This is a genomic window from Shinella sp. GW835-FHT14H05, assembly GCF_058793575.1.
The window spans coordinates 695,558-721,106 of sequence record NZ_JBXAFY010000001.1 but is presented as its reverse complement, the minus strand read 5'-3'; the positions used below and the strand labels follow the sequence as shown (position 1 = coordinate 721,106).

21 protein-coding genes are annotated in these 25,549 nt (G+C 65.1%); 13 read left to right on the top strand and 8 right to left on the bottom strand.

Going from position 1 to position 25,549, the window contains the following annotated elements; translation table 11 throughout:
• Positions 1–117: 117 nt before the first annotated feature.
• Positions 118–1,611, bottom strand: coding sequence for a glycerol kinase GlpK (gene glpK, locus AC1Q6Z_RS03585; RefSeq protein WP_492646766.1), 1,494 nt, complete (start codon positions 1,609–1,611; stop codon positions 118–120).
• Between the two features lie 195 nt (positions 1,612–1,806).
• On the opposite strand from glpK, the gene AC1Q6Z_RS03580 reads away from it, so the two are divergent.
• The 8 genes from AC1Q6Z_RS03580 to guaD all read left to right on the top strand — a co-directional run bounded on the left by AC1Q6Z_RS03580 (position 1,807) and on the right by guaD (position 11,772).
• Positions 1,807–2,580 (top strand): 3-hydroxybutyrate dehydrogenase, encoded by a 774-nt coding sequence (locus AC1Q6Z_RS03580; RefSeq protein WP_256117620.1) that lies wholly within the window; start codon positions 1,807–1,809, stop codon positions 2,578–2,580.
• A gap of 8 nt (positions 2,581–2,588) precedes the next feature.
• Positions 2,589–4,064, top strand: coding sequence for a xanthine dehydrogenase small subunit (gene xdhA, locus AC1Q6Z_RS03575; RefSeq protein WP_492646765.1), 1,476 nt, complete (start codon positions 2,589–2,591; stop codon positions 4,062–4,064).
• A gap of 223 nt (positions 4,065–4,287) precedes the next feature.
• A complete protein-coding gene (gene xdhB / locus AC1Q6Z_RS03570) occupies positions 4,288–6,633 on the top strand; it encodes a xanthine dehydrogenase molybdopterin binding subunit (protein ID WP_492646764.1) in 2,346 nt (781 codons plus the stop codon).
• Position 6,634: 1 nt separating this feature from the next.
• The gene (xdhC, locus tag AC1Q6Z_RS03565; protein ID WP_492646763.1) at positions 6,635–7,450 is read left to right on the top strand and encodes a xanthine dehydrogenase accessory protein XdhC; all 816 of its coding nucleotides are present in this window, start codon (positions 6,635–6,637) and stop codon (positions 7,448–7,450) included.
• Positions 7,451–7,728: 278 nt separating this feature from the next.
• On the top strand, positions 7,729–8,622 hold the full coding sequence (locus tag AC1Q6Z_RS03560; protein WP_492646762.1) for a LysR substrate-binding domain-containing protein: 894 nt from the start codon (positions 7,729–7,731) through the stop codon (positions 8,620–8,622).
• A gap of 39 nt (positions 8,623–8,661) precedes the next feature.
• Entirely contained in the window at positions 8,662–9,144 is a 483-nt protein-coding gene (greA, locus tag AC1Q6Z_RS03555) for a transcription elongation factor GreA (RefSeq protein WP_492646761.1), read from the top strand.
• Positions 9,145–9,231: 87 nt separating this feature from the next.
• A complete protein-coding gene (gene puuD, locus AC1Q6Z_RS03550) occupies positions 9,232–10,458 on the top strand; it encodes a urate hydroxylase PuuD (RefSeq protein WP_492646760.1) in 1,227 nt (408 codons plus the stop codon).
• A gap of 6 nt (positions 10,459–10,464) precedes the next feature.
• Positions 10,465–11,772, top strand: a complete 1,308-nt coding sequence (gene guaD, locus AC1Q6Z_RS03545) for a guanine deaminase (protein ID WP_492646759.1) — start codon at positions 10,465–10,467, stop codon at positions 11,770–11,772.
• Here the strand turns inward: guaD and uraH are convergent.
• Genes uraH through puuE form a run of 4 tightly spaced genes read right to left on the bottom strand, consistent with a single transcriptional unit; the run spans position 11,769 to position 14,113 of the window.
• Positions 11,769–12,131, bottom strand: a complete 363-nt coding sequence (uraH, locus tag AC1Q6Z_RS03540; RefSeq protein WP_492646758.1) for a hydroxyisourate hydrolase — start codon at positions 12,129–12,131, stop codon at positions 11,769–11,771. The two genes, guaD and uraH, sit on opposite strands and share 4 nt — an antisense overlap.
• A gap of 8 nt (positions 12,132–12,139) precedes the next feature.
• Positions 12,140–12,634 (bottom strand): ureidoglycolate lyase, encoded by a 495-nt coding sequence (locus AC1Q6Z_RS03535; RefSeq protein ID WP_492646757.1) that lies wholly within the window; start codon positions 12,632–12,634, stop codon positions 12,140–12,142.
• 52 nt (positions 12,635–12,686) lie between these two features.
• The gene (uraD, locus tag AC1Q6Z_RS03530; protein ID WP_492646756.1) at positions 12,687–13,184 is read right to left on the bottom strand and encodes a 2-oxo-4-hydroxy-4-carboxy-5-ureidoimidazoline decarboxylase; all 498 of its coding nucleotides are present in this window, start codon (positions 13,182–13,184) and stop codon (positions 12,687–12,689) included.
• Positions 13,181–14,113, bottom strand: coding sequence for an allantoinase PuuE (puuE, locus tag AC1Q6Z_RS03525; RefSeq protein ID WP_492646755.1), 933 nt, complete (start codon positions 14,111–14,113; stop codon positions 13,181–13,183). The genes uraD and puuE overlap by 4 nt, the downstream gene beginning before the upstream one ends.
• Positions 14,114–14,195: 82 nt before the next feature.
• Between puuE and AC1Q6Z_RS03520 the strand changes: the two genes are divergently transcribed.
• On the top strand, positions 14,196–14,570 hold the full coding sequence (locus AC1Q6Z_RS03520) for a PRC-barrel domain-containing protein (RefSeq protein WP_256117643.1): 375 nt from the start codon (positions 14,196–14,198) through the stop codon (positions 14,568–14,570).
• A gap of 9 nt (positions 14,571–14,579) precedes the next feature.
• On the opposite strand, the gene AC1Q6Z_RS03515 is transcribed toward AC1Q6Z_RS03520, so the two are convergent.
• On the bottom strand, positions 14,580–15,758 hold the full coding sequence (locus AC1Q6Z_RS03515) for an NAD(P)/FAD-dependent oxidoreductase (RefSeq protein WP_256117644.1): 1,179 nt from the start codon (positions 15,756–15,758) through the stop codon (positions 14,580–14,582).
• Between AC1Q6Z_RS03515 and mnmC2 the strand changes: the two genes are divergently transcribed.
• The gene (mnmC2, locus tag AC1Q6Z_RS03510) at positions 15,757–16,479 is read left to right on the top strand and encodes a tRNA (5-methylaminomethyl-2-thiouridine)(34)-methyltransferase MnmC2 (RefSeq protein WP_492646754.1); all 723 of its coding nucleotides are present in this window, start codon (positions 15,757–15,759) and stop codon (positions 16,477–16,479) included. The genes AC1Q6Z_RS03515 and mnmC2 overlap by 2 nt on opposite strands.
• 4 nt (positions 16,480–16,483) lie before the next feature.
• On the opposite strand, the gene AC1Q6Z_RS03505 is transcribed toward mnmC2, so the two are convergent.
• Positions 16,484–20,137 carry a PAS-domain containing protein gene (locus AC1Q6Z_RS03505; RefSeq protein WP_492646753.1) on the bottom strand — a complete coding sequence of 1,218 codons (3,654 nt, stop codon included), beginning with the start codon at positions 20,135–20,137 and terminating at the stop codon, positions 16,484–16,486.
• Between the two features lie 225 nt (positions 20,138–20,362).
• On the opposite strand from AC1Q6Z_RS03505, the gene AC1Q6Z_RS03500 reads away from it, so the two are divergent.
• Complete coding sequence (locus tag AC1Q6Z_RS03500; RefSeq protein WP_492646752.1) at positions 20,363–21,964, top strand: trimethylamine methyltransferase family protein; 1,602 nt, start codon at positions 20,363–20,365, stop codon at positions 21,962–21,964.
• On the opposite strand, the gene AC1Q6Z_RS03495 is transcribed toward AC1Q6Z_RS03500, so the two are convergent.
• A complete protein-coding gene (locus tag AC1Q6Z_RS03495) occupies positions 21,961–22,413 on the bottom strand; it encodes a host attachment protein (protein WP_435267829.1) in 453 nt (150 codons plus the stop codon). The two genes, AC1Q6Z_RS03500 and AC1Q6Z_RS03495, sit on opposite strands and share 4 nt — an antisense overlap.
• A 214-nt stretch (positions 22,414–22,627) precedes the next feature.
• Here AC1Q6Z_RS03495 and AC1Q6Z_RS03490 point away from each other — a divergent pair, with 214 nt between their 5' ends.
• Positions 22,628–23,728 (top strand): DNA alkylation repair protein, encoded by a 1,101-nt coding sequence (locus AC1Q6Z_RS03490; RefSeq protein WP_492646751.1) that lies wholly within the window; start codon positions 22,628–22,630, stop codon positions 23,726–23,728.
• 356 nt (positions 23,729–24,084) lie between these two features.
• Positions 24,085–25,506 carry a DEAD/DEAH box helicase gene (locus tag AC1Q6Z_RS03485; RefSeq protein ID WP_256117656.1) on the top strand — a complete coding sequence of 474 codons (1,422 nt, stop codon included), beginning with the start codon at positions 24,085–24,087 and terminating at the stop codon, positions 25,504–25,506.
• The last annotated feature ends 43 nt before the right edge of the window (positions 25,507–25,549 follow it).

Genomic DNA, 25,549 nt, shown 5'->3' with positions numbered 1-25,549 from the left:
TATCGTCCCCACACCCCGAGCCTACCGCACGTTTCTCAACATCCCGTTGCCGGCTTTCGCTAAAATCGAATATTTCGGGGTGGTTCATGGGCATGCCGGCAGGAGTGTCGCGCCGGTTTACGCGTCGCTCAGCGTCCGCCGAACCGCATCCTTCCAGCCCCTGATCTTCGTGGCCCGCGTCTTCTCGTCCATCTTCGGCTCGAAGCGCGTATCGCGCGCCCAGGACTTGGCAAACCCCTTGCGGTCCGGCCAGACACCGGCGCGCTGGCCGGCAAGCCATGCCGCACCAAGCGCCGTCGTCTCCAGGATCGTCGGGCGGTCCACCGGCGCGTCCAGGATGTCGGCGAGGCGCTGCATGGTCCAGTCGGAGGCGACCATACCGCCGTCAACGCGCAGCACGGTTTCCTTGCCGTTGGCCTTCCAGTCCTTGTGCATGGCGTCGAGCAGGTCGCGCGTCTGGTAGCAGACGGCCTCCAGCGCCGCGCGTGCGAATTCCGCAGGGCCGGTGTTGCGCGTCATGCCGTAGATCGCGGCGCGCGCCTCCGGGTCCCAGTGCGGCGCGCCGAGCCCGGTGAAGGCGGGCACGAGATAGACGTTCTGCGTCGGGTCGGCCTGCGCCGCGAGATCGCCGGTATGGGGCGCGGCCTTGATGACCTTCAGCCCGTCGCGCAGCCATTGCACGGCCGCACCCGCGATGAAGATCGAGCCCTCCAGCGCATAGGTCGTCTCGCCGTCGAGGCGGTAGGCGATGGTGGTGAGCAGGCGGTTCTTCGAGCGCACCATGTCGGCGCCGGTGTTGAGCAAAGCGAAGCAGCCGGTGCCATAGGTGGATTTCATCATGCCCGGCTCGAAGCAGGCCTGGCCGATGGTGGCGGCCTGCTGGTCGCCGGCCACGCCGAGGATAGGGATTTCCGCGCCGAACAGCGCCTTCTCCGTCACGCCGAAATCGGCCGCGCAATCCAGCACCTCCGGCAGCATGGCTTTTGGCACGCGCAGGATGTCGAGCAGCTCATTGTCCCAGTCGTTCGCGGCAATGTTGTACATCAGCGTGCGGCTGGCATTGGTGGCGTCGGTGACGTGCGACTTGCCGCCGGTCAGCCGCCAGATCAGGAAGGTGTCGATCGTGCCGAAGCAGAGATCGCCCTTGGCACCCCGCGCCCGCGCACCCTTCACGTTGGAGAGCATCCACGAAAGCTTCGTGCCGGAGAAATAGGGGTCGAGCAGCAGGCCGGTCTTCTTGGTAAAGGTCTTTTCGAGATCCTGCTTCTTCAGCTTCTCGCAATAGGAGGCGGTGCGGCGGTCCTGCCAGACGATGGCATTGTGGATCGGCTTGCCGCTCTCGCGCTCCCACACGACCACCGTCTCGCGCTGGTTGGTGATGCCGATCGCGGAAATGTCGGCGGCCTTGACGTCGGCCTTCTTCAGCGCAGCCTTCACCGACCAGACGACGCTGTCCCAGATCTCTTCCGGATCGTGCTCGACCCAGCCGGATTGCGGAAAGATCTGCGTGAATTCCTTCTGGCCGGAGCCGACGACCTTCTGTTTGCCGTCGAAGACGATCGCCCGGCTCGAGGTCGTGCCCTGATCGATCGCGAGAACATATCCGCCCATGCTTGCCTCCCAGCTGAAGGTCGCTCCCAGACCCTTCGGAATCTTCAATACGACATCAAAACGAATGTCAAAGGAAAATAAAACGCAAATCGCGTTACCCGCCCCACGCCACTCTACAGCGCGGAAAACGCAATTGTCATCGCGTTGTTTTTAGGCGTAGGCTGACGCGAAGCAGCATATCGGGAGTTGAAAAGCATGAAGAGTGTCGTCGTAACCGGCTCCACCAGCGGCATCGGCCTCGCCATCGCCACCGCCTTTGCGCAAAGCGACGCCAATGTCGTCATCAACGGTTTTGGCGCGGCCGACGAGATCGAGGCGGCCCGCGCGAAGCTCGACGGCCTCGGCAAGGGTCGCGTCATCTACCACCCGGCCGACATGACCAAGCCGCACGAAATCTCCGACCTCATCCAGACGGCCGTGGAACAGTTCGACGGCGTCGACATCCTCGTCAACAATGCCGGCATCCAGCATGTTGAGAAGATCGAGGACTTTCCGCCGGAAAAGTGGGACCAGATCATCGCGATCAACCTGTCGAGCTCGTTCCACACCATCCGCAACGCCATTCCCCACATGAAGCGCAAGGGTTTTGGCCGCATCATCAACGTCGCCTCCGCGCACGGCCTCGTCGCCTCGCCGTTCAAGGCCGCCTATGTCGCGGCGAAACATGGTATCATGGGCCTGACCAAGACCGTGGCGCTCGAAATCGCCGAAAACGGCATCACCGCCAACGCGATCTGCCCCGGTTACGTGCTGACGCCGCTCGTCGAAAAGCAGATCCCCGACACGGCGAAGGCGCGCGGCATCAGCGAAGCGCAGGTGAAGTCCGACGTCATGCTGAAATTCCAGCCGACCAAGGAATTCGTCGGTGTCGACGAGGTGGCCGCCATCGCGCTTTTCCTTGCGTCCGATGCGGCAAAATCGATCAACGGCACCCATATATCCGTCGATGGCGGCTGGACCGCCCAATAAGGATAAAGATGCACACGGACACCGGCAGCATCCGCTTCATCCTGAATGGCGAGGACATCGCGCTCCGCCACGTGCCGCCGACGGGCACGCTGCTCGACTGGCTGCGGCTGCGCCGCCGCCTTACCGGCACGAAAGAAGGCTGCGCTGAGGGCGACTGCGGCGCCTGCACCGTGCTGGTCGGCCGCGTGGTCGAGGGCCGGCTTGCCTATGAGAGCGTCAATGCCTGCATCCGCCTGCTGGGCTCGATGAATGCGACCCATATCGTCACCGTCGAGCATCTGGCGGGTGCGGACGGCGTGCTGCATCCCGTGCAGCAGGCGATGGTGGACTATCACGGCTCGCAATGCGGCTTCTGTACGCCCGGCTTCGTCATGTCGCTCTACGGCCTCTGGCTTGCCGATCCGGCGCCGGACCGCGCGCGTATCGAAAAAGCGCTGCAAGGCAATCTCTGTCGCTGCACCGGCTATGAGCCGATCGTGCGCGCCGCCGAGGCGGTTGCCGCCGCACGGCCGAGCGCCGTGTTCGATCCCATCGAGCGCACGCGGGCGGCGGTGCTGGCGAAGCTTGCGGCCATGGCGCCGACGGAAACCATCCGCATCAGCGAAGGCGACGGCCGGGTGATCGTGCCCGCCTCGCTCGACGATCTCGCCGGCATTCTGGCGGAGGAGCCGAAGGCGACCGTCGTCGCCGGCTCCACCGATGTCGGCCTTTGGGTGACGAAACAATTCCGCGACCTGAACCCCGTTGTCTTCATCAACCACCTCACCGAGTTGCAATCGATCGAGGAGACGGCGGACGGCGTGCGCATCGGCGCCGGTGTCACCTATAGTCAGGCCTTCGACGTGCTCTGTCGCCGCATTCCCGCGCTGCGCCCGCTGATCGACCGCATCGGCGGCGAACAGGTGCGCAATATGGGCACGATCGGCGGCAACATCGCCAACGGCTCCCCCATCGGCGACACCCCGCCGCCGCTGATCGCGCTCAGCGCCACGCTCACCCTGCGCTCCAAAGACGGCCGGCGCGACCTGCCGCTCGAAAGCTACTTCATCGACTACGGCAAGCAGGACCGCCGCGCCGGCGAGTTCGTCGAAAGCCTCTTCGTGCCCGCCCTTCCCGCAAACACCCACTTCGCCGTCTACAAGATAACGAAGCGCCGTGACGAGGACATCTCCGCACTCTGCGGCGCCTTCCGCATCGCACTCTCGCCGGATGGCACCGTTACCGACGCCCGCCTCTGCTTCGGCGGCATGGCCGGCACGCCGAAGCGGGCGACAAATGTCGAAGCTGCTCTCCTCGGCAAGCCCTGGACCGAAGCCACCATCGATGACGCCCGGGCCGACTTCGACGCGGACTACAAGCCGCTGACCGATTGGCGCGCGACGGCCGACTACCGCATGCTGGCGGCCAAGAACCTGCTGACGCGGTTCTATCTGGAAACCTCCGGAGAAATCGCGCAGGTGCGGCGGTTCGAGGAGGTGGCATGAGAGCGAGCACATGCGGAAGGTGGATCCTCGGGTCAAGCCCGAGGATGACGGAGGGGAGGAAATGGAGGCGCCTGCAAAGCGCGCTTCCGGATAAGGCGACGCTTCTTCCTGCCCCTCGCACCACCCTCTATCCCGTCATCCTCGGGCTTGGCCCGAGGATCCACCCGCACGGCACACCGCCCGCTGCTTTCGTCGCGGCGTCCGGTACAGGAGGACCCCGCTGATGGACCAGTCCACCTTCGAAGACCGCAAGACCATCTCCGCCCCGATGCACGCATCGCTGCGCCACGATTCGGCGCACAAACACGTCGCCGGCACCGCCGATTATATCGACGACATGCCTGAGCCCGAGGGTACGCTGCATGCGGCTCTCGGCATGAGCGACCGGGCGCATGCGGACATTCTCGCCGTCGATCTGTCCGCCGTGAAGGCCTATCCCGGCGTCGTCCTCGTCCTGACCGGCGCCGACATGCCTGGCGTCAACGACATCAGCCCCTCCGGCCGCCATGACGAGCCGGTGCTGGCGGAGGGCAAGGTGGAGTTTCACGGCCAGGCGATCTTCTGCGTCATCGCCGAGACCCGCGAGGCGGCCCGCCGCGCCGCCCGGCTGGCGAAGATCGACTACCGCGACCTGCCGCACTGGACCGACGTCACCGACACGCTTGCCCATGGCGCCGCCCTCGTCACCGAGCCGCTGACCCTGAAGCGCGGCGATGCGGAAGCCGCGCTGGAAACGGCGCCGCGCCGGCTGAAGGGCCAAATGCGCGTCGGCGGGCAGGATCACTTCTATCTCGAAGGCCATATCGCGCTCGCCATTCCCGGCGAGGACGACGAGGTCACCGTCTGGTCTTCGACCCAGCACCCAAGCGAGGTGCAGCACATGGTGGGTCATGTGCTCGGCGTACCCTCCAATGCCGTGACCGTTCAGGTGCGCCGCATGGGCGGCGGTTTCGGCGGCAAGGAGACGCAGTCCAACCAGTTCGCGGCGCTTGCCGCCGTCGCAGCGAAGAAACTCAACCGCGCCGTTAAATTCCGCCCGGACCGCGACGAGGACATGACGGCGACCGGCAAGCGGCACGACTTCCTCGTCGACTACGAGGCGGGCTATGACGATGACGGCCGCATCCAGGCGGTAAAGGCGAACTATGCCGCGCGCTGCGGCTATTCCTCCGACCTTTCCGGCCCCGTTACCGACCGCGCGCTGTTCCATGCGGACAATGCCTATTTCTACCCGCATGTGCTGCTCACCTCGCAGCCGCTGAAGACGCACACCGTCTCAAACACCGCCTTCCGCGGTTTCGGCGGGCCGCAGGGGCTGGTCGGCGGCGAGCGCATCATCGAGGAGATCGCCTATGCGCTGGGCAAGGATCCGCTGGAGATACGCAAGGCGAATTTCTACGGCCTGCCCGGCTCCGACCGCGTGCTGACGCCCTATCACCAGACGGTCGAAGACAACATCATCCACCGCATCGTGGACGAGCTGGAAACGTCGTCCGACTATCAGGCACGCCGCCAGGAAATCCTCGCCTTCAACGAGACGAGCCGCGTCATCCGCAAGGGCATCGCGCTGACGCCGGTCAAGTTCGGCATCTCGTTTACAGCGACCTGGTACAATCAGGCCGGCGCGCTGGTGCATGTCTATCAGGACGGCTCGATCCACCTGAACCATGGCGGCACGGAGATGGGCCAGGGCCTGTTCACCAAGGTCGCGCAGGTGCTCGCCGATGCCTTCCAGGTCGATATATCGCGGGTGAAAATCACCGCGACGACGACGGCCAAGGTGCCGAACACGTCGGCCACCGCCGCCTCCTCCGGCTCGGACCTGAACGGCATGGCGGCCTATGACGCCGCGCGCCAGATCAAGCAGCGCCTCGTCGCCTTCGCCGTCGAAAAATGGGGCGTGGCGCCGGAAGACGTCGCCTTCGTGCCGCATCATGTGCGCGTAGGCGATGCGCTCATCCCCTTCGCGGATTTCGTCAAGCAGGCCTATATGGCGCGCGTGCAACTCTCCGCCGCCGGCTTCTACAAGACGCCGAAAATCCATTGGGACCGGGCAAAGGGCATGGGCACGCCCTTCTATTATTTCGCCTATGGCGCCTCGGTCTCGGAAGTCTCGATCGATACGCTGACCGGCGAATATCTCGTCGATCGGGTCGATATCCTGCACGATGTCGGCCGCTCGCTGAACCCGGCGATCGACAGGGGCCAGGTCGAGGGCGCCTTCGTGCAGGGCATGGGGTGGCTGACGACCGAGGAACTGTGGTGGGACGGCAAGGGCCGGCTGCGCACGCACGCCCCCTCGACATACAAGATTCCGCTCGCCTCCGACCGCCCGAAAATCTTCAACGTCAAGCTCGCCGAATGGGCGGAGGCGGCCGAGCCCACGATCGGCCGCTCCAAGGCCGTCGGCGAGCCGCCCTTCATGCTGGCGGTTTCCGTGCTGGAGGCGCTTTCCATGGCCGTCGCCAGCACCGCCGGCTATCGCCAATGCCCGAAACTCGATGCGCCGGCCACGCCGGAGCGCGTGCTGATGGCCATAGAGCGCCTGAAAGCCCGCAAAGAAGGATGAAATGAACTTTCTGCAGGACAGTCTTGAGGGCTTTCTGGCCCGGGAACACCGTGTCGTCATCGTCGAAGTCACCGCCGTCAAGGGCTCCGCACCGCGCGACGAAGGCACGTTCATGCTGGTGGCGCCAACCGAAATCCACGGCACCGTCGGCGGCGGCCAGCTCGAACATATGGCGATCGAGAACGCGCGAAAGATGCTGGGCAGCGCCGGTGGCGAGGCGACGCTCGATATCCCCCTCGGCCCCGATATTGGCCAATGCTGCGGCGGGCGCGTCGAGCTCACCTTCACCTTTGCCGACGAGGCGGCGCGTGCGGCACTCGACAAGCGCGTGGCGGACGAGGAACGGCGCAAGCCGCAGGTCTGGGTGTTCGGCGCCGGCCATGTCGGCCGGGCGCTCGCCGAGGCGTTGACGCTGCTGCCGCTCAAGGTCTTCGCTGTGGAAGCGCGCGAAACCGAGCTCAACCAGCTGACCTCGGAGGTTCACCGCCGCATGGTCGCCATGCCGGAATCGCTGATCGCGGATATCCCTGCGGGCTCCGCCGTGGTGATCGTCACCCACGACCACGCCCTCGACTTCCTGATCGGCCAGGAAGCACTGAAGCGCACCGACCTCGCCTATATCGGCATGGTCGGCTCCAAATCGAAGCGCGGTTCCTTCGTCCATCATCTGGAGGAGCAGGGCGTGGACCGCGCGGAAGCCGACCGGCTGGTCCTGCCGATCGGCGGCACGGCAGTCGATGACAAACGGCCCGAGGTCATCGCCGCGATGACTGCCTCCGAAGTGCTGCTCGCCTTCGCCGCCTGGCGCAACCGCTAACCGCGGCCGTCGAGAAATCCGAGGTCGCGCTTCATGTAATCGGACAGCGCTCGCGGGTCGAGCCTCGGAGGGCGGTCTCTCTTCTTCCTGCGAAAGACGAGAGAGAGCTTATACAAAATCCCTGGCCTGCGGAATTCCAGCGCGCTCATCGGCGCGTCTTCGGTGATGCATGTCATTGGGAAATCCTCATAAATTCTTTTCCATTGCTTGCAGGGTGCGCCGAAAGGTGATGAAATTCCAATCGAACCTTTGTCTGCATGCATGAAGAGAACTTGGCCATGAAGATGTCGCGCAACTTTCCGCTGAATGCGCTCCGCGTCTTCGAGGCCGCCGCGCGGCATGCGAGCTTTACCCGCGCCGGCGACGAGCTCGGCATGACGCAGACGGCCGTCAGCTACCAGGTCAAGCTCTTGGAAGAGACGTTGGGCGAGACGCTGTTTCTGCGCCAGCCGCGGCAGGTGATGCTGAGCGAAGCCGGCGAGCGGCTCGCGCCGAAGGTCGCCGAAGGGCTCGCCAAGCTCGCGGAAGCGGTGGCGGACCTGCGCGGGGCGGCGGAGCAGAAGCTGCACATCCACTCGACGCCCACCTTCGCCACGCAATGGCTGAGCCGCACGCTCGGCGATTTCCAGCTCAAGCATCCCAACATCGCCGTCAGGCTTTCCACCTCGCAGGAGGTGATCGACTTTTCCAGGGAGGAGGCGGATGTCTCGATCCGCTGGGGCAAGGGCGACTGGCCGGGCCTCGAATGCCACCGCGTCATGCGCATGGACTTCGGGCCCATGCTGAGCCCGGCGCTGGCAGAGACGATCGGCGGCGTGCACGAGCCGGCCGATCTCCTGAAACTGCCGATCATCAGCGCACCGGATATCTGGTGGCCCCTCTGGTTTTCGGCCGCCGGCATCGACAATCCGGGCCTGGAACGCTATCCCCGCAACGAACTCGGCGTACAGACGATCGACGCGCAGGTGGCGATGGCCGGCCAGGGGGTGGCGATCCTCAATCCCGGCCATTTCCGGGCAGAGGTCGCCGCCGGCCTGCTCTATCAGCCGTTCACCCTCACCTGCAACGACGGCCGCGACTACTGGCTGGCCTACCCGGAAAACCGCCGCAACATTTTGAAGATCCGCGCGTTTCGCGAGTGGATTCTGGCGACCCTGCCGGCAGAGGCGTAAGGTGGCTCGCACCAAGAGCCTGGAAGTGGAGTTTTGATCTTGAGCGTTGCCTTCATGAAGGAAGAGAGTGCCGAAGCGGCAGCGGAAACCCAGCTGCCCGACCGGCCGATCTCGCCGCATCCGAACCTGGTGACGCCGGCCGGCCTGAAGGCGCTCGAAACGCAGCTTGCCGAAGCGCGCGCAGCCTGCGAGGCCGCGAACACCGTCGAGGACATCAATGAGCGGCGCCGGCAGACGGCGGGTCCGCTGCGCGACCTGCGCTATTTCGCCGAGCGGGTGCACACGGCGCAGGTGATGCCCGACCCGGCTTCGAGCGAGACCGTCGCCTTCGGCAACACCGTCACCTTCAGCCGCGACGACGGCCGCACCCAGACCTACCGCATCGTCGGCGAGGACGAGGCGGACCCCAAGGCCGGCTCGATTTCCTATGTGTCGCCAGTAGCACGCCTCCTCATGGGCAAGGCGGTCGGCGAGGTGGTGAGCGTCGGCGCGCAGGAACTGGAGATCACTGCCATATCCTGAGGCATGTCCCTATAGGGTCCCTTCCCTCGCCCGCGAATATTGCGCAATGTGCACATCGGGAGACAGGACGGAAGGGAACGCGCACGCATGTATGAATATGCCATCGCCTGGGAATGGCTGACTTTCGCGGTCCGCTGGCTGCATGTCATCACCGCCATCGCCTGGATCGGATCGTCCTTCTATTTCATCGCGCTCGACCTTGGCCTGGTGCGGCGGCCGCACCTGCCGCCGGGGGCTTATGGCGAGGAATGGCAGGTGCATGGCGGCGGCTTCTACCATATCCAGAAATACCTCGTGGCGCCGGCCGCGATGCCGGAACACCTGACCTGGTTCAAATGGGAGAGCTACGTGACCTGGCTCTCCGGCTTCGCGCTGCTCTGTCTGGTCTATTATGGCGGCGCGGACCTCTTCCTGATCGATCGCAACGTGCTCGACGTCTCGACGCCGGTGGCCATCCTCATCTCGCTCGCCTCGCTCGGCCTCGGCTGGATTCTCTACGACCTGCTCTGCAAGTCGCCGCTGGGGAAAAACACCTGGGGGCTGATGATCGTCCTCTATTTCATCCTCGTCGCGATGGCCTGGGGCTACACGCAGGTCTTCACCGGCCGCGCCGCCTTCCTCCATCTCGGTGCCTTCACGGCGACGATCATGTCGGCCAACGTCTTCTTCATCATCATGCCGAACCAGCGGGTGGTGGTGGCGGATCTGATCGCCGGGCGCATTCCGGACCCCAAATACGGCGTCATCGCCAAGCAGCGCTCGACGCATAACAACTACCTGACGCTGCCTGTCATCTTCTTCATGCTGTCGAACCATTATCCGCTCGCCTTCGCGACGGCCTTCAACTGGATCATCGCGGCGCTGGTCTTCCTGATGGGCGTGACGATCCGACACTGGTTCAACACGACCCATGCCCGCAAGGGCAAGCCGACCTGGACCTGGCTCGTCACCGCGCTCCTCTTCGTCCTCATCATGTGGCTTTCCACCGTGCCAAAAGTGCTGAGCGGCGAGAGCGCCGGCCTTGCGCCGTCGGCCCAGCGTTTTGCCTCGAACGACCATTTTCCAGCAGTGCGCGATCTCGTCTCGACGCGCTGTTCGATGTGCCATGCGGCGGAACCCGTCTGGGAGGGGCTGCGCGCCGCGCCGAAGGACGTGATCTTCGAAAGCGAATCCCAGATTGCCCTCCATGCCCGCGAGATCTATCTGCAGGCGGGCCGCAGCCACGCCATGCCGCCGGGCAATGTCACCGGCATGACGAAGGAGGAACGCGCGCTCATTACCGCCTGGTTCGAAACCGCCGCAGAAGGAAGCTGACCGCCCATGACGAAAACCCTCATCCGCGGGCGCCTGCTCTCCTTCCTTCGCCGGCCGGACGCGATCGACGACGCGGCGAGCTATCGCTACGAGGAAGACGGCGGCCTGCTGGTGGAGGATGGCCGGATTGCGGCCGTCGGCCCCTATGCGCAAGTGCGCGCCGCCGCACCCGATGACGTGGAGGAAATCGACCACCGCCCGCACCTCATTCTGCCCGGCCTCATCGACACGCACCTGCATTTCCCGCAGATGCAGGTGATCGGCTCCTATGCCGCCAACCTGCTGGAATGGCTGAACACCTATACGTTTCCGGAGGAATGCCGCTTCGTCGAAAGCGCGCACGCCGCCCGCATCGCCCGCCACTTCTACGACGAGATGATCCGCCACGGCACGACGACGGCGGTCGCCTATTGCTCGGTGCACAGGGCCTCGGCTGACGCCTATTTCGCGGAAGCGCTGGCGCGCGGCATGTGCATGGTCGGCGGCAAGGTGATGATGGACCGCAACGCGCCGCAGGGCCTGCTCGACACGCCCGAAATGGGCTATGACGAGACGCGCGCGGTGATCGCCGAATGGCACGGCAAGGGCCGCAACCACGTCGCCATCACGCCGCGCTTCGCCATCACCTCGACGCCGGCGCAGATGGAGATGGCAGCGGCGCTGGCCCGCGAATTCCCCGACTTGCACATCCAGACGCATCTCTCCGAAAACCACGACGAGATCCGCTTCACCAGCGAACTCTATCCGGATGCGATCGACTATACGGATGTCTATGCGAAATACGGCCTACTCGGGCGCAAGAGCCTGTTCGGCCATTGCATCCACCTGTCGGACCGCGAGGCCGATGCGATGAGCGAGGCGGGTGCCGTGGCGGTGCACTGCCCCACCTCCAACCTCTTTCTCGGCTCCGGCCTGTTCCCTCTGAAAGCGCTGTCGCGGCGGGAGAAGCCGGTGCGCATCGCAGTGGCCACCGACATCGGCGGCGGCACGAGCTATTCCATGCTGAAGACGATGGACGAGGCCTACAAGATCCAGCAATTGCTCGGCGAACGGCTGAACCCGTTCGACAGCTTCTACCACATGACGCTGGGCAACGCCGAAGCCCTGTCGCTCGCCGACCGCATCGGCACGCTGGAGGCCGGCACCGATGCCGACTTCGTGGTGCTCGACGCCGCCGCCACGCCCGCCATGGCGTTGAAGATGGAGGTGGTGCGCTCCCTCACCGACGAACTCTTCCTGCTCCAGACAATGGGCGACGACCGCGCGGTGCGCGAAACCTATGTGGCGGGCACGGCGATGAAGGCGGCGCTTTAGCTGCCGCGATAGGTCGAGTAGCTGTAGGCCGAGAGCAGCAGCGGCACGTGGTAGTGGCTCGACGGATCGGCGATGCCGAAGCGCAGGGGGATGCGGTCGAGGAAGGCGGGTTCGGTGACGGCGGCACCGCTTGCGCGCAGGTAATCACCGGCGTGGAACACCAGTTCATAGGTGCCGGCCATGAAGCCGACGCCTTCGACCAGCGGCGCATCGACGCGGCCGTCGTCGTTCGTCACCGCGCTCACGATATGCTGGTGCTCCTCGTTCTCGATCCAGTAGAGGTCGATCTTCAGGCCGGCCGCCGGCTTGCCGAGCGCGGTGTCGAGCACATGGGTCGTCAGGCGGCCGGGCTTGGTCATGGTTTCCCTCAGGGCTGTTCGATGATGAACGGGGTCTCGAAGAAGAACTCTTCCAGGTTGACGCCGCCGCCGAGGCGGTCGACCACGAGGAAATCGCTCGGCGCGCCGAGCGTCATCAGCGGATGGTGCCAGACATTGCGGCGGTAGTTGACGCCCTGCCGCCCGCCGGCGCGAAAGACCTGCGGCCGGCCCGGCCTGCCGCCCTCGTCCTCGGCCGCGATCACCAGCCAGGGCCGGTCATCGATCGGCGAAAAGCTCTGGCTGCCGAAGGGATGGCGCTCCATCATGTCGATGGCATAGGGGAAGGCGCGCGGCGCACCACGAAAGAGGTTGATGATCACCCGCGCATCCTCGCCCACGGCCTCGGCCTCGGCGAGCGCGTGATAACGCTCCGTCGTGCCGCCGTTGATATGGCGCATGGATGCGGGATCGGCCTCGATCACCGTGCCGAAGGGCGCGAAGGCTTCTCGTGTCAGCGGCTGGATGGTCAGTCTTTCAGCCATCAGACTGCCCTCCCGGGGAGAGGAAGGGCGGTCATTCGGTCGTCGGGCATCGTCAATCTCCGGGGAGAGCAGCTTTCAATCTGAGGAGCGCGATGCGCTCCACCTGGGTTTTCGCGGTTTCGAATTCCTCGTCGGCCGTGTTGCCGACCCGGGCTTCGAAGGCCGCAAGAATATCGTCCTTGGTAAGCCCCTTTACCGCGATGATGAAGGGGAAACCGAATTTTTCCACATAGGCGGCGTTGAGCGCGGTGAAACGGGCATGTTCGTCCGGGCTAAGCCGGTCGAGGCCGGCGCCGGCCTGTTCCTTGCGGCTGTCCTCGGTCAGCCCGCCGGCAATCGCCAGCTTGCCGGCGAGGTCCGGATGGGCGGTGAGCACATCGAGCTGTTCTGCGGCGCTTGCCTTGCGGAAGGCATCGGTGAGCGCGGCATGCACGCCATCGGCCGTCAGCGGCAGCACGACGGCGCCTGCATCGAGCGCCCGCTCCGCAATGAAGGGCGAGTGCTCGAAGACGCCGCCGAAACGGGCGAGGAAATCGGCGCGGTCGATCATGCGCCCTTGCCCGTCGTCGGGTGGTAATTCTCGATCCAGTGGTGCGCGATATCGATGCGGCGCGGAATCCACACCTTCTTGTGCTCCAGCACATAATCCACGAAGCGGGCGAGTGCCGCGACGCGGCCGGGGCGGCCGACGAGGCGGCAGTGCAGGCCGATATTGAGCATCTTCGGGCTGCCTTCCTTGCCCTCCTGGTAGAGTACGTCGAAGGCGTCCTTCAGGTAGTTGAAGAACTGGTCACCGGCGTTGAAACCCTGCGGCGTCGCGAAGCGCATGTCGTTCGTATCAAGCGTATAGGGGATGATGAGGAAGGGCTGGCCGTCGAGGCCCGGCACGAAATAGGGCAGATCATCAGCGTAGGAATCCGAAGAATAGACGAAACCGCCCTCCTCCATGACGAGGCGCAGCGTGTTGGACGACGGCTTGCCCTGGTACATGCCGAGCGGGTGGGAGCCGGTCAGTTCCTTGTGCAGGCGCACGGCTTCGAGGATGTGCTCGCGCTCCTTCTCCTCGGAAAAATCCTTGTATTCCAGCCAGCGATAGCCGTGGCTGGCGATTTCCCAATCCGCTTCCTTCATGGCCGCGACGGCATCCGGGTTGCGCGCCATGGCAAGCGTCACGCCGTAGACGGTGACCGGCACGTTGCGGCTGGTGAACAGGCGGTGCAGCCGCCAAAAGCCGGCGCGCGAACCATATTCGTAGATCGACTCCATGTTGAGGTTGCGCTGGCCCGGCCAGGGCTGCGCGCCGACGATTTCCGAGAGCAGGGATTCCGACGCCGGATCATCGTCGAGGATGCAGCTTTCGCCGCCCTCTTCGTAATTCACCACGAACTGCACGGCGATGCGCGCATCGCCTGGCCAGCGCACCTTGGGCAGGTTGCGGCCGTAGCCGATGAGGTCGCGCGCGTAAGTCTTCTCGGTCATTCTGTCACCTCGGGAATGGGCATTGAGGAACCAATACCGCCTTGCGCCGTTTCCTGTCCATCACAACCAAGGAGAAACACCTATGGCCATGCAGGACGCAAACATTCGCGAAACCCAGGACCTGATTTCCAGCGACAAGGTGGAAGGCACCAGCGTCTACGGCGCCGACGGCAAGCATATCGGCTCGGTGGAACGCCTGATCCTCGACAAGCGCAGCGGGCATGTCTCCTATGCCGTGCTCAGCTTCGGCGGCTTCCTGGGCATCGGTCACGATCACTATCCGCTACCCTGGGGCAAGCTCAACTATGACGAAGGCCTCGGCGGCTACCGCGTCGATGTGACGAAGGAACAGGTCGAAAAGGCGCCGCACTATGAAAGCGACGCGGAATACGACTGGAACCGCCGCAACGGCAAGGTGATCAGCGACTATTACGGCGTGCCGCCGTACTGGATGTAAAAAGGCGGACTAATCCCGTCCGGCCTCCTCCAGATGGGCTGCGACGGTGAACGAGGGCGGTACGTCAAGCGTGCCGCCCTTGATTTCGTTGAGGACCTGGCGCGCCAGCGCATGCGCCATGCCGAAACTCACCTTGAAGCCGCCGGTCATCAGGCTGACATTCGCATGATCCGGATGCCGGCCGACCATCGGCTCCCGGCCGATCGCCTTGGGGCGCAGACCCGCCCAGCGCTCGACGACAGGCGCCTCCGCCAGAACCGGCGCCATGCGCCGCGCCTTGTCGATGAGGGTATCGAGAAGGCCGTCGGTTGCCAGCGGATCGGTAAAGCTGTTTTCGCTGGTGCTGCCGATGGCGACGAGGCCGTTTTCATGCGGCACGATATAGAGACCGTCTGCAAAAATCACCGGAAGCGCCGGGTCGACCGGGGCCTTCAGCAGCGCCGCCTGCCCTTTGACCGCGGCACCGACCGGCTTGGTGAGCGGCGGGTTGAGGGGCGCAAGCAAGCCGAAGGTCTCGACGCCGGCCGCCAGAGCGCAATGGCCGAAGCGCAGGCTGGTGCCGTCATCGAAGCGGGCGAGACCGGCAGCGGGCTCGATCGTTTCAACGCCGACGCCCTCGGCAATCGTGACATTCGGCAGGCGTTCGAGCGCCGCACGCAAGGCCGCCAGCAGGCTTCGCGGCGCAAGGCGGGCGGCGAGGTGATCGTGCACGAGCCCGTGCGCCATCGCCGCCTCGGCGGGCCAGCCGGTAACGTGGGCAGCGTCCAGAACCTCGAAAGAGAAAGCGCGGTCGGGGGTGTTCCAGACCGAAAGCGCATCCCGCGCATGGCCGAGCGCGATGTCGCGATTGTGCGGCTTCGGAAGCGGAATGAGGCGGCCGGAGCGGCGGTAGCCGGTGGAAAAACCCGTCTCCGCTTCGAGATCGGCAATCTCCGCTTCGAGCGAGATCAGGGCGGCGAGTTGAAAGGCCTTCTTGGCGTTCCAGCGGTCCGGCAGGTGCGGCATCAGCGCGCCGAGCACGCCACCGCTGGCACCCGCACCGATCATGCGGCGTTCGACGAGGCGCACGGAAAACCCGTCGCGGGCGGCGAAAAGCGCTGTCCACAGGCCCATGATCCCGCCGCCGACGACGAGCAGGTCCACGCCCGGTTGACCGGCGGCCTTCACGCGACTATCGGCATCCGTCATGTCTGAGCACGATCCTGAAAACGTCCCGCAAAACGAAGCGGTCCTCGACTGGCACGAGGGCGATATGCCCTATTCCCGGGCCTTTGACGACCACTTTTATTGCCGCAGCGACGGCCGGCTGGAATGCGGCCACGTCTTCCTCGCCGGCAACGACCTGCCGCACCGTTGGCAAAGCGAAAAACCGTTCCGCATCGCCGAGCTCGGCTTCGGCACCGGCCTCAATCTCTGCGAGACCTGGCGGCAATGGCGGGACACGGCACCGGACGGCGCGAGCCTCTCCTTCACCTCCTTCGAGCGTTTCCCGATGGCGCGCGCCGATATCGACCGGGCACTCTCGCACTGGCCGGAGATCGACCGCGAGCGCGCCATCCTCACCGAAAACTGGCCGGAAACACCGGCCGGCCGCGTCGAAATCGATCTGGAGCCCAATGTCCACCTCACCGTCATCTGCGGCGCGGCCCTCGAAAGCCTCGGCCGAGAGGAGACGCCCTTCGACGCCTGGTATCTCGATGGTTTCGCGCCGTCGCGCAATCCGGACATGTGGTCAGCCGAGCTGATGGCGGAGGTTTTTCGCCTGACCGCGCCGGGCGGGCGTTTCGCGACCTATGCGGCTGCGGGTTTCGTGCGGCGCAACCTGGCGGCCGCCGGTTTCGCCGTGGAGCGCCGTCCGGGTTTTGCCGGCAAACGCGAAATGCTCTGCGGGGAGAAGCCGGCGGCCTGAAGCCTCAGTGCAGGGTGCCGGTCGCGGCCTGCGTCTTGCCGCGCTTCAGCCAGCGGTCGAGCTTTTCTTCGAGCTTCTCGATGCTGATCGGCTTCGCCAGATAGTCGTCCATGCCGGCGGCAAGGCATTCTTCACGGTCGCCATCGAGCACATGGGCGGTAACGGCGACGATCGGCACGCGATGGCCGCTGCCGCTTTCGATCTCGCGGATCGCCCGGCTCGCCTGCAACCCGTTCATGACCGGCATGGAAATATCCATCAGGATCATGCGGGGGCGGACGGCGCGAAAGACCGCGACGGCCTCTTCGCCATTGCCGACAAGCCGGAATTTGAGGCCCGAGGCCAGCAGCATCTGGGTGAAGAGGATCTGGTTGACCTCGTTGTCCTCGGCGACGAGCACGTCCAGCACCTCGCCCTCCGCGGCGATGGGAGCGGCCGGAGCCACAAGGGGGCGGAGCGGCAGAACCTTGCCCTCCGGCACGGCTGCGGCCGGCCGGATGCCGCGCGTCGCGCGCAACACTTCCGAGACCGTCTCGCGCAACAGGTCGGCGCGGGCCGGCTTCATGAGATGGGCCTGGATGTCCTGCGAGGACAGCAACCTGTCCTCCGACGAAAGGTTCATGGAGGTGAGCACGATCACGGAAACATCGGCCGTCGCCGGGCTTTCCCTGAGCGCGCGGATGAAATCGGGCGCGTGGTCCGGCTGGTAATCGAGCAGGATCGCATCCACGGAAAGGCCCATGCCGGTCGCCGCGGCGAGCACAGCGAGCGCCTCGGTCTCGGAGGCGACGGCGGTCGCATCGAAACCCCAGTCGAGCAGCATGTCGTGCGAGGCCTTGCGGGACAGATCATGCGCATCGACGACGAGGATGCGTGCGTCCGGCGTTTTCGCCGGCACGATGCGCGTCGGCAGCGAGGCGACCGCGAGCGTCATCGGCAGGCGCGCGGTGAAGACGGAGCCCTTGCCGACCTCGCTCATCGCCTCCAGCGTGCCGCCGAAAAGCCGCGTCAGGCCGTCGGTGATCGCAAGGCCGAGGCCGGTGCCCTCGTGGCGGCGGGTCGAGGAGGCATCGACCTGCGAAAACTTTTCGAAGATCGATTCCATCTTCTCGGTCGGGATGCCCGCGCCGGTATCCTCGACGCGGATGACGATCTCGATGCCGCCATCGGCCTTCGTGTTGCATGCGAGGTCGATCAGCACATGGCCGCGATCGGTGAACTTGACGGCATTGCCGACGAGGTTGGTGACAATCTGGCGGAAGCGACCGGCGTCCCCCATCACGGCGGCCGGCATGTTGGCCGCGCCGCGCACGACGAGCTCGATATCCTTCTCCGCGGCCTTGGCCGAAAGCAGCGTCGCCACGTCCTCGATCGCCTCGACCGGATTGAAGGCGACATCGCGCAACGTCATCTGGCCGGCGTCGATCTTCGAAAAATCGAGGATGTCGTTGATGATCGTCAAAAGCGCATTGCCGGACTTCACCATGATGTCGATGAAGGTTTTCTGCCGCGTGTCGAGGTTCGACTTGGCGAGCAGCTCCGCCATGCCGAGCACGCCATTCATCGGCGTGCGGATTTCATGGCTCATATTGGCCAGGAATTCGGACTTCGCCTTGTCGGCTGTCTCGGCGCGGGTGACGAGCTGGCGCAGCTCCTCCTCGCGGCTCTTGAGGTCGGTGATATCGGAGAAGACCATGACGGAGCGTCCGCGGCCCGTCGGCGTGACGTCGAGGCGCAGCCAGCGCTGGTAGCCGCTGAACACCGTCAGCGAGGCCGGCTTGCCGGTGAAAAGGATGGTTCGGAACTTGCTCGCATCGACCGGCTCCTCGCCGACGAAGCCGACGATCTTGCGGTCGATGCAGCTTTGCAGCACGTCCTTGACCAGTGCGCCGGGCTGCAACAGTTCGCGCGGCATGGCGATCATCGTCGCGAGCGCCTCGTTCGAGAGCACGACCCGGTCGTCCTCGATGATCAGCAGGCCCTGGCTCATGGAGGAGACGGCATCCTTGACGAGGCTGCCGACCTCTTCCAGCGCGCTGCGGGTTTCCAGCACCTCGCGCTCGCGCTCGCGCCGCTCGGTGATGTCGATATAGGTGAGCAGGCAGCGGCCGCCGGAAATCGCACAGCCCGCCTCGATGACGGTGCGGCCGTTGGCATAGGCCACTTCGCGCACCGGCATCTCGCCGGAGCGGATGCCGGAAAGGCACTGTTCATAGCCCTGGTCGCAATCGCCGTCCTCGCAGGTGCCGCCCTGCGCCTGCTGGAAGCGCAGGAGCACGCCGAGCGCCTCGCCCCTGACCGGCGGCAGCGCGCCGTCCCAAAGGTCTTCGAAGGCACCGTTCACCAGCTCGATGATGCCCGTCTCGTCGACAACGACGATGCCGACGGGAAGCGAGGCGACGATGCTTTCGAGGTCGGAGCGCGCCGCCTCCGCCGCACGCTGCGCCTCGATCAGCTGGTCTTCGCGCTTCTTCAGCACCGTCGTGTCGGTGATCGAACCGATCAGGTAGCTCTTCTCGTCGAGCGTCGTGACACGGTAGAGCCTGGAGATCGTCGGCAGCGTGGAGCCGTCCGGGCGCACATAGTCGATCTCGGATTCGACGAGTTCGCCGGTGTCGAGCACGAACTGGTTCTGCTCGTGGAATTCCTGCCCCTGTTCGGGATACATTTCGAGCGTCGTCAGGCCGAGCAGCTGTTCCGGCTGCTTGCCGGTCATCTCGACATAGGCCCGGTTGGCGAAGATCATGCGCTGGCTCTGGTCGCGCATGAAGCTTGCGACCGGCAGCTCGTCGAGCAGCGCCCGGTAGAGGCTGATCTCCTGCGAGTGCTGCTTCAGCCGCCCTTCGCTCTCCTTGAGCGCCGTCACGTCCAGCCGCAGCGCCACGAGCGCGCCATCCGGCCGGCGCTGCGTGACGAGGCGCATCCAGCCGCCCGCAAGACGCGCGACGGATTCGTAGACCGGCAGGTCGTAGCTCGCGAGCCGCGCGGCAACCCAGCGCTCGCGCTCCGCCGCGGGCGTGCGCCCCACTTCTATATCGTGCAGCGCCTCGGTAAGCGTCGTCAGGCTCACCGGACCATCCGCAAGCTCGCCGACGAGCACCCGGTAGAATTCCCGCATGCTGCGGTTGGCATAGCTCAGCCGGTTGTCGGCATCGAACACGGCGACGCCCGCGCCGAGCGCATCAAGCGCGCCCTGGACGTGATCGGACGGACGGTCCTGCCCGTCATCGTCGTAAGCGTTCGATGGCCGCACGGCGTCGGCGTTCGCATTGGCGGCAGCGCGCAGCGTGGTGGCCAGCGCCTCGATCGAGGGCGTGAAGAGGCCGACGAGGATCGACAGTGTCGGAGAAATGCGCTCGCGTTTCAGCGCGATCTCGAAGCTTCCGCCGCCGAAGGGGTGGATGTAGCGGGCACGCTCGTGATTGCCGAAAATCAGGCAGCGGCGTTCGGGATCGTCCCGGTCGCCGTGGCCGAGCGCTTCGCCAATCTCGTCGCTGCGAAGGCCGATCATCTCAGCAGCCGTATGGCCGAACAGGCGGGCATAGGCGTCGTTCACCGCCAGGTAGCGCAGCTCGCTGCTTTTGACGTAAGCCGGATGCGGGTGTTCGCGAACGCGCTCACAGGCCGCCACCAGCAATTCGTCTTGAGATTCAGCCACGCCAAGCGCTCCCCGAAGCGGGACGGAGGGAGAGATTCATACCCCTTGGGGAGTACCAGCAATCCTTGAACGGATGGTTAACCGTTCGTTGCCGGAAATCACTCATGGCGGCTGCGAGCGCCCTCTTATCCAAGAGAGCATTTCCCTGTCGCAAATGACGGGGGCATCGCACGGCAGGATATGCGACAAGGAGAAAAGACAAACCAGACCGGGGTTCTCTTGCACATGGGCGACGTGATCAAACTCGAAAATCACCTCGAACAACCGGAGGCCGAGGCCGCCGAAACACCCGTCGAACGCCGGCGCCGAAGCGGCGGACGGGGTGCCGAGCGCAGCCGGCGCGCGCCAGCCAGCTCGAAATATCTCAATCTCGTCAACACGACCGCCAAATCCACCGTGTTGTCGGAGGATGCGCTGGAGGCCGTGCACCAGGCCTCGCTGACCATCCTCGAAGAGATCGGCATGGACGTCATCCTGCCGGAGGCGCGCGAGCGCATGAAGGCGGCGGGCGCCGACGTGACTTCGGGCACCGACCGCGTGCGCTTCGACCGCGGGCTCATCCTCGACATGATGGCGAGCGTGCCGCCGGCCTTCACGCTGCATGCGCGCAACCCGATCCGCAATGTCGAGATCGGCGGCAACAACCTGGTCTTCGCGCAGATCGCCTCGGCCCCCTTCGTCGCCGATCGCGACGGCGGTAGGCGCGCCGGCAACCAGGAGGATTTCCGCAAGCTGGTGAAGCTCGCGCAGTCCTACGACATCATCCACACGACGGGCGGCTATCCCGTCGAGCCGATCGACATCCACGCCTCGATCCGCCATCTCGACTGCCTGTCGGACATGGTGAAGCTGACCGACAAGGCCTTCCACGTCTATTCGCTGGGCAAGCAGCGCAACCTCGACGGTATAGAGATCGCCCGCATCGGCCGCGGCATTTCCATGGAGCAGATGGAGCGCGAACCCTCGCTGTTCACTATTATCAACACCTCCTCGCCGCTCCGCCTAGACGGACCGATGCTGCAAGGCATCATCGAAATGTCCTCGCGCAACCAGGTCGTGGTGGTGACACCGTTCACGCTCGCGGGCGCCATGGCGCCGGTGACGATCGCCGGTGCGGTCGTGCAGCAGAATGCGGAAGCGCTGGCCGGCATTGCCTTCACCCAGATGGTGCGCCGCGGCGCGCCGGTCATGTATGGCGGCTTCACCTCGAATGTCGACATGAAGACCGGCGCGCCTGCCTTCGGTACGCCGGAATATATGAAGGCGGTCGTGGCCGGTGGCCAGCTCGCCCGCAAATACAACATCCCCTACCGCACCTCGAACACCAATGCCTCCAACACGCTGGATGCACAGGCGGCCTATGAATCCGCCTTCTCGCTCTGGGCACTGACCCAGGGCGGCGGCAATTTCATCATGCATTCGGCGGGCTGGAGCGAGGGCGGCCTTACGGCCTCCTTCGAGAAGTTCATCCTCGACGTCGACATGCTGCAAATGGTGGCGGAATATCTCCAGCCGCTCGATGTCAGCGACGATGCACTCGGCCTCGATGCCGTGCGCGATGTCGGCCCCGGCGGGCATTTCTTCGGCACGCCGCACACGCTGGCGCGCTATGAGACTGCTTTCTATGCGCCGATCCTGTCGGACTGGCGCAATTTCGAGACCTGGACGGAAGCCGGTCGGCCGACCACCTACGACCATGCCAACCGGGTCTTCAAGGAAAAGCTCAACACTTATGAACGGCCGCCGCTCGACCCGGCGATCGAGGACGAACTGGATGCGTTCGTCGCCAGGCGCAAGGAAGAGGGCGGCGTTCCGACCGACTTTTAAGCGTCGAACATGATGGAGCGGACGGAGGAGATCAGTTTCTCCGTCGGCAGGTTGGAAAAGTTCTTGTCGATCTCGGCCATGGTCAGCGTGCGGGATTTATCCGAAAGCTTGTTGCGCAGATCTCCCAGCGTCTGGGGTGCTGCGCACACGACCAGCCGGTCGAAGGCGCCTTCGGCGGCGTAGTCGTCGATCCGGCCCGCGACTTCGGCGGTGAATTTCTGCTGTTCCTCCCGCACCGGGTCACTCGAATATTCCATGGCGGAGCGGCCGGGGCCGACCGACGAGTGGCTGCGGCCGGGCTTGTCCGTCATGATGTCCTGCGCCTTCTTCGTCTCAGAGCGATAGACTTCCTGCTCCGGGCTCTGTTGGCCATCCTTCAGCAGGTTTACCCCCTTGAGCAGGCGGGCCTGATTGCCATCGGCGGCGAGAATCCAGGTCGTAGCGGTCATGTTTCACTCCCGTAGCGAGGTTCATGGATAGGCAGACGAATCTGCGTAGGAAAGCATCCTGCAAGATTGTGGCCAGGATGCGCATTGACCCAACGCAACAGGTCCGCCGCATGTTCCGGGTGGCGCGGGACACGAAGCTGTTGGAAAGGCGATGGCACCCCTATCGCCATGCCGTAGAGGCCCGCTAGGGTGCCCGAAACGACAGGAGAAGACCGTGGCCGAACCGCTGAAAAACCTGCTGCATCCCGGCCTGGTGAAAGACATGGCGGGCCATCTCTCCCGCCAAGCACCGGATTTCGACGCCGCTCGCTTCACGCGCCTTGCAACCGACGGCATGGCGGCGCTGGAGCTGATGCAGCGCGCGGAGCGCATCAAGGATGCGCTGGCCGAGACGCTGCCCGCCGACTATGCCGCCGCGGCGGATATCCTGCGCAAGGCGCTGCCGCAGGATGGCAATCCCGGCCTGACCGGCTGGGCGTTGCTGCCGGTCAACCAGTTCGCCGCCCAGCATGGTCTCCAGCATTTCGACCTCTCGCTGACGCTGCTCAAGGCGCTGACGCCGCATTTCACCGCGGAGTTCGGCATCCGCCGCTTCATCCATGCCGAACAGGACCGGGCGCTCGCGGAAATCTCCGGCTGGACGGCCGACCCCAACCACCACGTCCGAAGGCTTGCCAGCGAGGGCACCCGCCCGCGCCTGCCCTGGGCGATGCGCCTGCCGGCGCTCGTCAAGGACCCGCAGCCGATCCTGCCGATCCTCGTCGCCCTGCTGGACGATCCGGAGGACTATGTGCGGCGCTCCGTCGCCAACAGCCTCAACGACATCGCCAAGGACCACCCGGCGCTCGTCACCGATTTCGTCGAACGGCATATCGCGGGCGCCTCGGCCGAGCGGCGGCAATTGCTGCGCCATGCCTCGCGCACCCTGCTCAAGAAGGGCGACGCGAAGGCGCTCGCCAATTTCGGTTTCGCAGCCGCCAAGGGTATCGAAGCCACGCTGGCGCTCGCCACACCGGTCGTCGACTTCGGCGACAAGCTCGGCTTCTCGATCGTCGTGACGAATGCCGAGGCCGCGCCGCAGCGACTGATGATTGACTACGCGATCCACCATGTGAAGGCGAACGGCACGCTGGCGCCGAAGGTCTTCAAGTGGAAGCAGCTCGACCTGCCGGCCGGCGGCAGCCAGAGTATCGCCAAGGACCACGCGATCCGGGCGATCACCACCAGGCGCTACTACCCCGGCGCGCACCGCATCGAGATCCTGATCAACGGCGCGATCTGCGCCTCTGCCGACTTCGATCTCCGCATGGAATGAGGCCGGTCTTTTCGCACCTGCGAAAAACTAGGGCTTGACTTTCCGACGCAAAACAACGACATGAGCCCCAGCGTCGCCCTTCGGCCGCCGCGTGAGCGAGCCAAAGATGTCCCGATATCGGGATGCTGAGAAGGACTAGCGCAAGAGAACGATCCGCCTCCCATTTGCGGATGCCTGCGCAGACGACTACCCAACCAACCCACAAGTTCCCAATTCACGCGGGGTTCTTGACGCCAGACGAAACCGGAAGCGCATGGTGCGATTCCGGTCCAAAGCAGTTCGAGCAAAAGTGTGACGCGGTTTGCGTCCCGAACTGCCTATGGAAAAGTCGTTTGGCGCCCCGAAAGGTATTTGACTTGACCACTTTCCACGACCTCGGCCTCTCGAAGACCATCGTCGACACGCTCACCACGCTCGGTTTTGAAAAAGCAACGCCGATCCAGGAAAAGGCCATCCCGCTCGTCATGGAAGGCTCGGACCTGATCGGCCTCGCCCAGACCGGCACCGGCAAGACGGCCGCCTTCGGCCTGCCGATGATCGAAAAGCTTCTCGCCGACACCCGTCGTCCCGACCCGCGCAACATCCGCGCCCTCATCCTCGCGCCGACCCGCGAGCTGGTGAACCAGATCGCCGACAACCTGCGCGACTTCGTGAAGAAGACCCCGCTGCGTGTCGTCACCGTCGTCGGCGGCGCTTCCATCAACAAGCAGTCGGAGATGCTCTCGCGCGGCACCGATATCCTCGTCGCCACGCCCGGCCGCCTGCTCGACCTCGTCAACCGCAAGGCCGTGACGTTGACCCAGGCCCGCTACCTCGTGCTCGACGAAGCCGACCAGATGCTCGACCTCGGCTTCATCCATGATCTGCGCAAGATCTCCAAGATGGTGCCGAAGAACCGCCAGACGCTGCTCTTTTCGGCCACCATGCCGAAGCTGATCGGCGAGCTTGCCGGCGAATATCTCGTCAACCCGAAGAAGGTCGAAGTCACGCCCCCCGGCAAGGCTGCCGACAAGGTGGAACAGTATGTCCACCACGTTCCCGGCAAGGACCAGAAGGCGCAGATCCTGCGCAAGACGCTCACCGACAATCCGGACGGCCTGTCGCTCGTCTTCTCGCGCACCAAGCATGGCGCCGAGAAGCTGATGAAGCATCTCGACCATATCGGCTTCAAGGCCGCCTCCATCCACGGCAACAAGAGCCAGGGCCAGCGCGAACGCGCCCTCAAGGCCTTCCGTGACGGCGAAATCCGCGTGCTGGTCGCCACCGACGTCGCTGCCCGCGGCATCGACATTCCGGGCGTCACCCACGTCTACAACTACGACCTGCCGGAAGTGCCGGACGCCTATGTCCACCGCATCGGCCGCACGGCCCGCAACGGCCGCGACGGCATCGCCATCGCCTTCTGCACGCCGGACGAAGCGCACCTGCTGCGCGATATCGAAAAGCTGATGGGCATCCAGATCACCGTCGCAAGCGGTGAAGCGCCTGCCGTCATCACCGCCGGCCCCGGCGGCAAGTCGCGCAAGCCCCGCTCGGGCAGCGGCCACCGTGCTAGCCAGGGTCGCGCAGGCCAGCGTCCGGCGCGTAAGCCGTTCGGCGAAGGTGCTCAGGCCGATGGCGGCGCACCGGCAGCCGGCAAGCGCGCGCATGGCAACCGCCCGCCGCAGAAGCAGGGCGAACGCCAGAACCGCAACCACGGCGCCGGCAACGGCCAGGGCCGCCCGAACCAGAGCGGCAAGCCGCGTCGTTCGGAAGGCCAGCGCCGCGAACAGGCGTAAGCCACAGCGTTAGGAAATGAGGAAACGGCGGGCTTCGGCCCGC

Coding starts and splice junctions, on each gene's coding strand:
- guaD (WP_492646759.1), top strand. CDS start 10,465: ATGACGAAAACCCTCATCCGCGGGCGCCTGCTCTCCTTCCTTCGCCGG.
- glpK (WP_492646766.1), bottom strand. CDS start 1,611: ATGGGCGGATATGTTCTCGCGATCGATCAGGGCACGACCTCGAGCCGG.
- AC1Q6Z_RS03560 (WP_492646762.1), top strand. CDS start 7,729: ATGAAGATGTCGCGCAACTTTCCGCTGAATGCGCTCCGCGTCTTCGAG.
- uraD (WP_492646756.1), bottom strand. CDS start 13,184: ATGATCGACCGCGCCGATTTCCTCGCCCGTTTCGGCGGCGTCTTCGAG.
- uraH (WP_492646758.1), bottom strand. CDS start 12,131: ATGACCAAGCCCGGCCGCCTGACGACCCATGTGCTCGACACCGCGCTC.
- AC1Q6Z_RS03535 (WP_492646757.1), bottom strand. CDS start 12,634: ATGGCTGAAAGACTGACCATCCAGCCGCTGACACGAGAAGCCTTCGCG.
- AC1Q6Z_RS03500 (WP_492646752.1), top strand. CDS start 20,363: ATGGGCGACGTGATCAAACTCGAAAATCACCTCGAACAACCGGAGGCC.
- puuE (WP_492646755.1), bottom strand. CDS start 14,113: ATGACCGAGAAGACTTACGCGCGCGACCTCATCGGCTACGGCCGCAAC.
- xdhA (WP_492646765.1), top strand. CDS start 2,589: ATGCACACGGACACCGGCAGCATCCGCTTCATCCTGAATGGCGAGGAC.
- AC1Q6Z_RS03495 (WP_435267829.1), bottom strand. CDS start 22,413: ATGACCGCTACGACCTGGATTCTCGCCGCCGATGGCAATCAGGCCCGC.
- puuD (WP_492646760.1), top strand. CDS start 9,232: ATGTATGAATATGCCATCGCCTGGGAATGGCTGACTTTCGCGGTCCGC.
- xdhB (WP_492646764.1), top strand. CDS start 4,288: ATGGACCAGTCCACCTTCGAAGACCGCAAGACCATCTCCGCCCCGATG.
- AC1Q6Z_RS03515 (WP_256117644.1), bottom strand. CDS start 15,758: ATGACGGATGCCGATAGTCGCGTGAAGGCCGCCGGTCAACCGGGCGTG.
- xdhC (WP_492646763.1), top strand. CDS start 6,635: ATGAACTTTCTGCAGGACAGTCTTGAGGGCTTTCTGGCCCGGGAACAC.
- AC1Q6Z_RS03520 (WP_256117643.1), top strand. CDS start 14,196: ATGGCCATGCAGGACGCAAACATTCGCGAAACCCAGGACCTGATTTCC.
- mnmC2 (WP_492646754.1), top strand. CDS start 15,757: ATGTCTGAGCACGATCCTGAAAACGTCCCGCAAAACGAAGCGGTCCTC.
- AC1Q6Z_RS03580 (WP_256117620.1), top strand. CDS start 1,807: ATGAAGAGTGTCGTCGTAACCGGCTCCACCAGCGGCATCGGCCTCGCC.